Raw genomic sequence first — 9,249 nt, 5'->3', positions numbered from 1 at the left:
GACAAGCGCGCGGGTCGTGAGCGGCACACCGGGCACCAACGGCTGGTGGAAGAGCGGCGTAACGGTCGAGCTGACGGCCGAGGACCCCGTAAGCGGAGGGGTCGCCTCCGGCGTTGACGAGACCTGGCACAGCCTCGACGGGGGGACAACGTGGAGCAAGGGCACGGTCGTTCCCGTATCGACCGAGGGCGAGCACACGCTTCAGTTCTACTCGATCGATCGCGCTGGCAACACCGAAGCGACCAAGACCTTCGGCGTCAAGGTCGACCTCAATGCACCGCTCGTGAACGTGGCAAGTCCCACTGCCAAGACGTATCTCTACGGCGCCAACATCGTAGCCGGATTCTCGGCAGCCGACAGCTGTTCCGGGGTGTTGCCGGGCATGCCTACCGCCAAGTTCAACGGGAACGCTGTCTCCAACGGGCAGACCCTGGCGCTCACGACCCCGGGCACCAACGAGTTCGTTGTCTGCGCCACCGATCAGGCGGGTCATGCGGCAGTCGTGACGGTATCGCTGACGGTCGCCTTTGCTCCCGGTGTGATCCTGCCTCCCGGCTCGCTCGACCACACATGGAATGCTGGCAGGATGATGCCGGTCAAGTTCACCGTTCTCGACGCCAATGGTCGGCCGACGGACGCCGCGATCGCGATGGTAGACGTCAAGCTCATCAACACAACCGGTACCACGACCACGCAGGTGGCGTACGGTCAGGCGTTCGTTTCGTACGAGAATGGCGTGCCGTCGTACCACTTCAACGCCAAGACCATCAAGGGGCAAGCGGGGACTCTCAAGGTGAAGATCACGCTTAATGACGGAGTAACGGGCATGTGCAAGGACATGTACTTGCGCTAGAGCCTCCGTTCCAAGATTCGCCGTCACCTGTCGGCCCGCCACTCGTGGCGGGCCGACAGCGTTTGGGGCAGTCGCTGCGTCTGCATGTCGAGCCGTTTGGCACGTGACCTCGCGCGGACTCCCGGTCCGTGGCATCCTGGTGGGGACCGCGACGCGAGAAGGAGCGGGCTCAACGTGCAGCGCCCCGGCGTCTACTCGGAAACCGGCAGACTCAGGACCGTGCTCGTTCATCGGCCGGGCATCGCGCTCGAGCGCCTGACTCCGGCGAACCGCGAGGACCTGCTCTTCGACGACCTCGTGTGGGTCGAGCGCGCGCAGGCGGAGCACGATGCGTTCACCGACGCGCTCCGCGAGCGAGGCGTAGAGGTCCTCTACGTCGAGCAGCTTCTGGCCGAGACGCTGGAGGCCTCGCAAGAGGCTCGCAACGAGGTCATCGGCAGTGCGGTCTCATCGTTCACGGTGGGGCTGTCGTTGGTCGAAGAGCTGCGCGCCTACCTGGCGCAGCTACCGTCCTCGCGTCTCTCCGAGCTGCTCATCGGTGGCGCGCTCGTCCGCGAGCTCGACGGTATCGATCTCGATTCGCTGTCCCGGCATTCCCTGGGGGCCGTGCTCGCCGACCCCGACGAGTTCGTCCTGCCTCCGCTGCCCAACTCCGTCTTCACGCGCGATTCGAGTGCCTGGCTCTACGGCGGAGTGGTGCTGCCACCGCTGTTTCGCTCGGCACGCCGCCTCGAAGTCGTGAATCTCTCGGTCATCTACCGGTACCATCCGGCCTTCGTCGCCGCGGAGTTCGAGTTCTGGTATCCGCCGGAGGGAGACGCGACGCGCTTCGCCGTCGAGGATTTCAGCCAAGGAGTGTCGCTCGAAGGCGGCGACGTCATGCCGATCGGCAACAGCACGGTGCTCGTGGGACTGGGAGAACGCTCGACCGGTCGCATGGTGGAGCATCTCGCGCGGTCGCTGTTTTCGGCCGGAGCTGCGGAGCGCATCATCGTGTGCAGGATGGTTCAAGAGCGCGCCTACATGCACCTCGACACGGTGTTCAACTTCGTCGACCGCGACACGGTCACGCTGTTTCCCCAGGTTGTGGATCAGATGCGCGTCTACAGCATCCGCCCGGGTGCACGTGGCAGCATGTTCGATGTCGCCGAGGAGGAAGGCTTGCTCCCGGCAATCGCCGACGCGCTCGGCGTGGGCAAGCTGCGTGTTGTGCCGACCGGTGGGGACAGCTTCCAGTCGGCCCGCGAGCAGTGGGACGACGCCAACAACGTCGTGGCGGTCGAGCCAGGAGTCGTGATTGGCTACTCGAAGAACACTCACACGAACCGGGCGCTCAGAGCGGCCGGCATCGAGGTCATCGAGGTCGAGGGCTCCGAGCTTGGCAAGGGGCGTGGCGGCTGCCACTGTATGACTTGCCCGATCGTGCGCGAGGCAGTGGACGGGCATCCCATTCGAGCTGGCCGACTGTCGTGATGCGTTCGAACCCGTAGAGGCCCGCCCGGCCGCGTGGTACGGTTCCCTCATAGGCACGGTACTTCGGCAACGGGGGGCGTCATGGACAGGGACCTCATCATCTCCGAGATCACGAAGGCGATGCGCGAGAAGGACAAGCCGCGGCTGTCGATCCTTCGCCTCGTGAAGAACGAGATCGACATAAAGGAAAAGGAATCGGGCGAGACGGTCTCCGATGCGGATGTCGTCGCGCTGGTGAAGAAGCTCATCAAGCAGACCGGCGAGACACTCGAAGCCTCGATCAAGGCGGACACCGACGCCGACCGCACGGCTCTTCTGCAGACCCAGGTCGACATCCTCGCGGGCTACCTCCCAAAGCAGGTCGCCGGTGATGAGCTCGCCGCGATCGTCGATCGCGTGGTCGCCGAGAACGGCATCTCCGAGAAGCGCGACATGGGTCGCGCGATCGGGCTCGTCATCGCCGAGACGGACGGCAACTGCGACAAGGCCGAAGTCGCGCGGCTCGTCGGCTCGAAGCTGGTGTAGGGAGGAGCAGCCGGTGCTCGCTCGGCTCCGATACTACGTCCCATACGGGTGGCACTTCCTCGTGACCCGTACAGCCGGGCCGCTGATCTGCGGCCTCGCCGTCACGGACCGCTGCAACCTCGCGTGCCGCGAGTGTCACGTGTCCAACACCGGCCGGCCGGACATGACGTGGGACGAACTCGTCGATCGCCTGCGCTCCGCGTACGACCGGGGCTGTCGCGAGGCGTACTTCAGCGGCGGCGAGCCGATGTTGTGGCGCGATGGCGAGCGCACCCTCGAAGACGCGATCGCCGAGGCGCGCCGCATCGGCTACTTCCACGTGCACGTCTACACGAACGGGACCCTCGGGCTCGCCTCCTCGGCGGACCTCGTCTGGGTGAGCATGGACGGGCTTCCGGGCGTGTTCGAGATGCGCCGCGGCGACCACTTCGCCGAGGTCGAGCGTGCCGTGCGCGACAAGCCGCACGCTAAGACCGCCGTCATCTACGTGATCGACCGGTTCACGGCTCCGGGCGTCGGGCCGTTCCTGCGTTGGGTCCGCGACACGCGACTGCCCGTCATCGGCGTCATGGTCTACTTCCACACGCCGTACTACGGCATCGACGAGCTCTTCCTTTCCGCCGAGGAGCGCGCTCCCGTCATCGACGAGCTGCTCGCACTCAAGCGCGAAGGCCTGCCGCTCATCAACTCGCGCGCCGGGCTGCGTGCCCTGCAGCGTGGCGACTGGCCAAGGAGGTTGCCGGTCGCGCTCGTCGCCGATGTCGACGGCGAGTCGATGTGCTGCCGTGCCGTGGATGCGGTCTGCGCCGATTGCGGCTACGCTGCATGTACGGAGATCTCCGAGGCGCAGCGGCTGCGCCCGAGCGCCGCCTGGGGACTGGCGAGGTACGTATGAGCGGACCCGGACAGGGCGTCTCGAGGGCGATGACCCGCGCGGTGCGGCGACACATGGTCGGGTCCGCGCAATCGTGGGTCTTTGCGCCGCCCGAACCCGACTGGGTTCCCGGTCGCGTCGAGCGCACCTCGCTCTACCTGCACGTTCCATTCTGTCGCAACTGCTGCCCCTACTGTCCGTACACGAAGGTCGCCTACGACGAGGCGCTCGTTGAGCCCTACACGCGGGCTGCGCTTGCCGAGGTCGACCGGTGGGCCGATGCCGTCGGGCCAGCCGAGGTCACGAGCGTGTACGTGGGAGGAGGCACGCCGACACTCGCGCTCGCGAGCGTGGGCCGCGTGCTCGAGCGGGTGCGGGGGCGCTTCGACCTGACCGGCGACATCTGCATCGAGACCGGCCCCGCAGACGTGACGCCGGAGATCGTCGCACACCTGCGTGACCTCGGTGTGTCGCTCGTGTCTCTCGGCGTGCAGTCGTTCCGGCGCGAGGCACTCGACATCATCGGCAGACGCTACGCGCGCGAGGTGGTCGAGGACGCACTTTCGCTGCTGGTTGCCGGCGGCTTCGCATCGGTCAACGCCGACATCATGTTCGCGTTGCCGGGGCAGGAGACCGCGGGCGTCATCGCCGACCTCGAGCGAGCCGCCGAACTTGGCGCCGACCAGATCACCACGTACCCGCTCTTCACGTTCCCGTACACAGCCGTGGGCGAGTACCTACACCTGCAGGGTGTCAAGATGCCCGACCTCGCCACGAGACGGGAGCAATACCGCGCAATCGCTGCGTGGTGCGAGACGCACGACTTCGAACGCGTGAGTGTGTGGGGGTTCAAACGCGGTGGCGCACCACGCTACTCCTCGGTCACGCGGGATGGCTACATCGGCATCGGTCCCGGTTCGGGCTCCCACCTGCCCGACGGGTTCACTCTCAACACATTCGATCTCGCCGAGTGGGAGAACTCACTTGCCAAGGACCGGTCGCCCATCGCGCTTCGCATGCCGTTCGAAGGCGAGATGGGTGGCTGGTGGTGGCTCTACTGGCGCTTCTACGACACGAGCATTCCGATGATGGCGCTCGACGACGCGCTAGGCGATGACGCCGAGAAGGCGCGACGATGGCTCCGCGCGATCACGACTGCGGGCCTCGCGCGGCGGCGAAACGGCTCGCTCGATCTCACCGACTCCGGCGCGTTCTGGTTGCACCTGGCCCAGAACCACTTCGCGCTCTCGTATGTGAACACGCTTTGGACCGCCGCCAGGTGCGAGCCTTGGCCGGGGGCCGTGCGCATCTGAAGGCGAGGCTCGCCGAGGGGAGAGGCCGGTCATGGAGGAGCTTGCAGGTTCAGCGAGCGGTCCCGCCGGGCGGAAGCCCCAGCGGGGGATTCCGGTCGTGGCGGAGGTCCTCGGCTATGTCGGGGGTGCACTTGCGCTCGCGGCCGTCGTGGCGCTGGTGGCCGCGTTCTGGACCGCACTCGGCACGTGGGGCCGCGTGGGAATCGCGTCCGGCCTGGCGGTCGCCGGGCTCCTCGGAGGCTTTGCGATCGGGCGTCGTCGCCGTCGGAGTGGGGCTGGTTCTCCGCCTTCGCAAGCGCGGCTGTGGTCGGCGGACTCGTGTGGTGGAAGCGTCGAACGTGGATGCAGCACCTTGCGTTCGGAATCGGTGTCGGAGTGGCGTCGCTTCTGGTCCTTCCGCTCATTCCTATCGATGGCCCCGAGTGGGGTGCCGGTGCCGTTCTCGTGTTCGTGGGCGTGGTGTGGGGCGCATTGGCCCTGAGGGGAATGCTCGATCCGGCAGATGCCGGGCTTGCGCTTGCGTGCCTCGGGATCCTTGGTGGTATCGAGCTCATGGCGCTCACCGGAGGGTCCGGGGGGCCTGCCGACATGGCGCGTGGCATGTGGTCCGCGCCGTGGGCGTTGTGGCTCGGACTTGCGGCTGCCGTCGGGCTCACTGTCGGTGGAGTCAAGATCCGGCGCACGGTGGTTCTCGGCTGTGGAGCTGCGGGTGTCGTGGTGTTCGCCGCCGAAGCAGTGACCGACGTGTTTGGCAGCGGGATTGGAGCCCCGGTCGCCCTCATCGGCGTTGGGATCGTGATCCTGCTCGTCGCGGTCATGGGATTCCGTCGCTCGCGCGCGAGAGGCGCGAAAGCGATCCCGATGGTCTCGGAGATTGCCGGATACGTCGGCACGGCCTTCCTTGCCGCGGGCGGTGTTGCGCTCGTTGCGGGGTTCTGGGAGGAGATCGGTGTCTTCGGTCGCGTCGCGGTGCCCGCGATCGGTACGGTGGCGGCGTACACGGCCGGAACGTTCATCGACCGCATAGACGATCAGCCTGCCCGACGACTTGCCCAGATGCTCCTCGGCACCGGAATCGTAGCGACGGCCGTGACGGCTGCCATGGCGGCCAATCCCATCGCGGTGCACGTCCTTGGCACGCCGACGGCGGCCGAGATCGACTACGTCGGCACATGGACCGCCCTCAGCGGCGGGGTGGCGGGTACGCTCGCGGGGGGCATCACATGGTGGTTGCGCAAGGGCGGCATCACCCTGCTCGCCTTCTCGGGGGCCGTGTTCATGACGACCCAGCTGGCGTTCGAGCTTGCAGCTCCGGACACGCTCGATTTCTGGATTCCGGGAGTAGTGGTGCTCGCCGTCGGGCTCACGTGGGTGGCCCTCGGCGCGACCGAACGGCTCACGCCTTCGAACATGGCGCTGGCGTTCGGATCCTTCACGACGATCTCCGGACTGATGATGCTGCAGAACACGAATCAGGGAGAACCTCAGGCATGGGCCGCATGGCTCGGCATTGCGGCGTCAGTCGCTGCGATCGCGGGGAGTATACCGCTCAGGCGTGGAGTGCTGCTCGGCTTCGGTGCAGCTGGTGTCGTGATGTTCACCCTCCAGTCGGTCCTGAGCTTCTTCGAGGGGCAGATCGCGGCCCCGATCCTCTTGCTCGTCGCGGGGGTGGTATTCATCGGCATGGCGGTGCTCGTGGCGGTGCTGCTCCCGAAGGTGCGCAGCCACTCACGCTCGGGGTCGATGCCCGCCGTGTAGAAACGTGCTACACTGCGTGAGGCTTTTCCCAAAGACCCGGTTGTCATGCGTCGCCGAAGAGAGCGACGACCTTCTTGAGCAACTGCGTCTACAACGCGGTGCCGCCCGACATAGGGCTGGCACGCTCGAAGGAGACAACTGAATGTCGTTTGAATCACTTGGCCTTGAGCCGCGCCTTCTGTCTGCCGTAGACAAGATGGGCTACACCGACCCCACGCCGATCCAGCGCGATGCGATTCCCCACGTGCTTGAGGGTCGCGATGTCGTGGGCGTTGCCCAGACGGGCACGGGTAAGACCGCTGCGTTCGTACTGCCGATGTTGCAGCGGACCCCGACCAGGCGCGGAATCCGCGCACTCGTGATCACCCCGACCCGCGAACTGGCGACGCAGATCGCCGACGTGACCCGTGAGGCTTCGCGGAGCACAGGTCACCGCTCGGTGGTCATCTTTGGCGGTGTCGGTCAGAAGCCACAGAAGGACGCGCTGCGTCGAGGGGTGGACGTCGTGATCGCATGCCCCGGCCGCTTGCTGGACCTTCATTCCCAAGGAGCTGTCGACCTGTCGCAGGTCGAGACCCTCGTTCTTGACGAGGCCGACCGCATGCTCGACATGGGGTTCTGGCCTGACGTGCGCCGCATCCTGGCGCTGCTTCCCGCGAAGAGGCAGAACCTGCTCTTTAGCGCGACGATGGCGTCTGAAGTCATCAGCGTGGTCGACTCGGTGCTCACCAATCCCGTTCGCGTGGAGACGTCACCTCCGGCCAAGCCGGTGGATCGTGTCGTGCAGTCCGTCTTCCCGGTCTGCAACACCCAAAAGACCGACTTGCTCGTCGAGCTGCTTGCCCGCCATCGCGGCTCTCGCACGCTCGTGTTCACCCGCACCAAGCATCGCGCGGATCGCGTGAGCCGCCAGCTGTCCAAGCGAGGCGTGCGCAGCGAAGCGATTCACGGCGACCGCTCGCAGGGTCAGCGCGAGAAGGCATTGCACGCATTCAAGACGGGTCGCTCGCACGTGCTTGTGGCGACCGATGTCGTGGCGCGCGGCATCGACATCGACCGCATCACCCACGTGGTCAACTACGACATCCCTCACACAGCCGAGGACTACGTTCACCGCATCGGGCGGACAGCCCGGGCCGGAGCCGACGGCAACGCGATCAGCTTCCTCTCCCCCGAGGAGATAGAGAAGCTCACCACGATCGAGAAGCACCTCAACACCGTGTTGGCCTGCGAGGACCTCGAGGGCTTCTCGTACAAGAGCCGCACGGTACCCAACCCCGGACGTTCGGCCAGGCCGGTCGCGAATTCCTCGGCCAAGCCTAGCTCGCATCGGAAACGCCGCGGCGGTCGCGGACGCGCCGGACACAGCGGAGGCTCCTCGGCAGCGTAGACCAGGGTTCGTATCCCCTCCCTGCTAATTGCCGAACCACCGCCACACGAGATTGAGCACCAGGGTGAGCAGCAGCGAAAGCAGGAGCGCCGTCGCGATGGGCAGGTAGCAGCTCCACTTTTCGTTGCCGAAGCGAAGGTCGCCCGGCAGCGACCCGAGCCCCAGCCCACCGGCCGCCCACAGCAGTCCGCCAAGGACCGCCAGCGCGATTCCGATACCGATGAGCATCTTGCCGATTCCCTGTAGCCCTCCCACGATTCACTCAGCCTTCCTTTCGCAGTTCGGGCAGCGTGGTGGGCTGAGCAGCGTTCGCTGACGAATGCCGTTCGGCGTCGTTGCAGAAGCGGGCGAAGCAGGCGCGGTCCGTTGCCGCATTCCGCGCCCGTACCGACATCGTGTGCGCCGCTGCCAGCGGCTCGGGAACGCGGTGAGAGCCGCTGGACCACGCGAGCGACAACGCGCGTGCGCTCTGAAGGTCGACGAGGTGTCCGGGCGATACGTAGACAGGCTTCACCCCCGCCTTGAGCCTGACTGAGGCGCCCTGTGCACCCCATTCCTTCGTGAGGACATAGTGGTCGCCACGATGGGGACCAGGCAGGTGGTCGATCGAGTGGAACGGTGTCTTGGGTACGCCGATAGTGGGCAATCCGAGCAGGACTCCGACGTGCGACGCGAGCCCCAGGCCGCGCTCGTGGACCACGCCGTGGCTGTCGAGGAACACGATGTCCGGCTCGATATCCAGACCGAGCAGGGCCTCGACGGTGAGGCGTCCCTCGCGAAACGCCAGGTAGCCAGGGGTGTACGGGCTGTCTGGCTCGCCCTCGGCTAGACTCCACGATAGGGTCTTGAACCGCCGGTCCATTACGACTGCGACGGCCCACGCGCACGGGCCGTCCTTGGCGTAGGCGACGTCGACGCCGGCCGCCAGACGCGGGCTCGCGGAGCCTTCGGCAGGCAGGGGGCGCAGCTCGACGAAGCGCGCGAGGTCCCGCTGGATGTACGCAGCTTCTTCGCGGGAGATCCGCCACGGATGCGCGAGCTCGACCCGGAGTGCCGGCATCCA

9 protein-coding genes are annotated in these 9,249 nt (G+C 66.5%); 7 read left to right on the top strand and 2 right to left on the bottom strand.

Annotated elements, in window-relative coordinates:
* The 7 genes from Q8K99_06265 to Q8K99_06235 form a co-directional block, all read left to right on the top strand.
* The coding region (locus Q8K99_06265) for a hypothetical protein (protein ID MDP2182155.1) at positions 1-853 on the top strand (853 nt) is incomplete at its 5' end.
* A gap of 174 nt (positions 854-1,027) precedes the next feature.
* A complete protein-coding gene (locus Q8K99_06260) occupies positions 1,028-2,326 on the top strand; it encodes an arginine deiminase (protein MDP2182154.1) in 1,299 nt (432 codons plus the stop codon).
* Positions 2,327-2,407: 81 nt separating this feature from the next.
* Complete coding sequence (locus Q8K99_06255; GenBank protein MDP2182153.1) at positions 2,408-2,851, top strand: GatB/YqeY domain-containing protein; 444 nt, start codon at positions 2,408-2,410, stop codon at positions 2,849-2,851.
* 13 nt (positions 2,852-2,864) lie between these two features.
* On the top strand, positions 2,865-3,746 hold the full coding sequence (locus Q8K99_06250) for a radical SAM protein (GenBank protein ID MDP2182152.1): 882 nt from the start codon (positions 2,865-2,867) through the stop codon (positions 3,744-3,746).
* Positions 3,743-5,038, top strand: coding sequence for a radical SAM protein (locus Q8K99_06245; protein ID MDP2182151.1), 1,296 nt, complete (start codon positions 3,743-3,745; stop codon positions 5,036-5,038). Before Q8K99_06250 ends, Q8K99_06245 begins: the two co-directional genes overlap by 4 nt.
* 342 nt (positions 5,039-5,380) lie before the next feature.
* Positions 5,381-6,796, top strand: a complete 1,416-nt coding sequence (locus tag Q8K99_06240; protein MDP2182150.1) for a hypothetical protein — start codon at positions 5,381-5,383, stop codon at positions 6,794-6,796.
* 142 nt (positions 6,797-6,938) lie between these two features.
* On the top strand, positions 6,939-8,186 hold the full coding sequence (locus Q8K99_06235; protein MDP2182149.1) for a DEAD/DEAH box helicase: 1,248 nt from the start codon (positions 6,939-6,941) through the stop codon (positions 8,184-8,186).
* A gap of 24 nt (positions 8,187-8,210) precedes the next feature.
* Here Q8K99_06235 and Q8K99_06230 read toward each other — a convergent pair whose 3' ends face one another.
* Together Q8K99_06230 and Q8K99_06225 are read right to left on the bottom strand one after the other, a co-directional pair.
* Positions 8,211-8,441, bottom strand: a complete 231-nt coding sequence (locus Q8K99_06230; GenBank protein ID MDP2182148.1) for a DUF2905 family protein — start codon at positions 8,439-8,441, stop codon at positions 8,211-8,213.
* 7 nt (positions 8,442-8,448) lie between these two features.
* Complete coding sequence (locus tag Q8K99_06225) at positions 8,449-9,246, bottom strand: endonuclease V (protein ID MDP2182147.1); 798 nt, start codon at positions 9,244-9,246, stop codon at positions 8,449-8,451.
* Positions 9,247-9,249: the final 3 nt, after the last annotated feature.

It is taken from the genome of Actinomycetota bacterium, assembly GCA_030682655.1.
GTDB lineage: Bacteria > Actinomycetota > Coriobacteriia > Anaerosomatales > JAUXNU01 > JAUXNU01.
This window is presented reverse-complemented; position numbering and strand designations above follow the sequence as displayed.

What these genes read in the sequence shown, in the direction of transcription:
- Q8K99_06255 (MDP2182153.1), top strand. Translation starts at nt 2,408, where the DNA reads ATGGACAGGGACCTCATCATCTCCGAGATCACGAAGGCGATGCGCGAG.
- Q8K99_06245 (MDP2182151.1), top strand. Translation starts at nt 3,743, where the DNA reads ATGAGCGGACCCGGACAGGGCGTCTCGAGGGCGATGACCCGCGCGGTG.
- Q8K99_06240 (MDP2182150.1), top strand. Translation starts at nt 5,381, where the DNA reads ATGCAGCACCTTGCGTTCGGAATCGGTGTCGGAGTGGCGTCGCTTCTG.
- Q8K99_06235 (MDP2182149.1), top strand. Translation starts at nt 6,939, where the DNA reads ATGTCGTTTGAATCACTTGGCCTTGAGCCGCGCCTTCTGTCTGCCGTA.
- Q8K99_06225 (MDP2182147.1), bottom strand. Translation starts at nt 9,246, where the DNA reads ATGCCGGCACTCCGGGTCGAGCTCGCGCATCCGTGGCGGATCTCCCGC.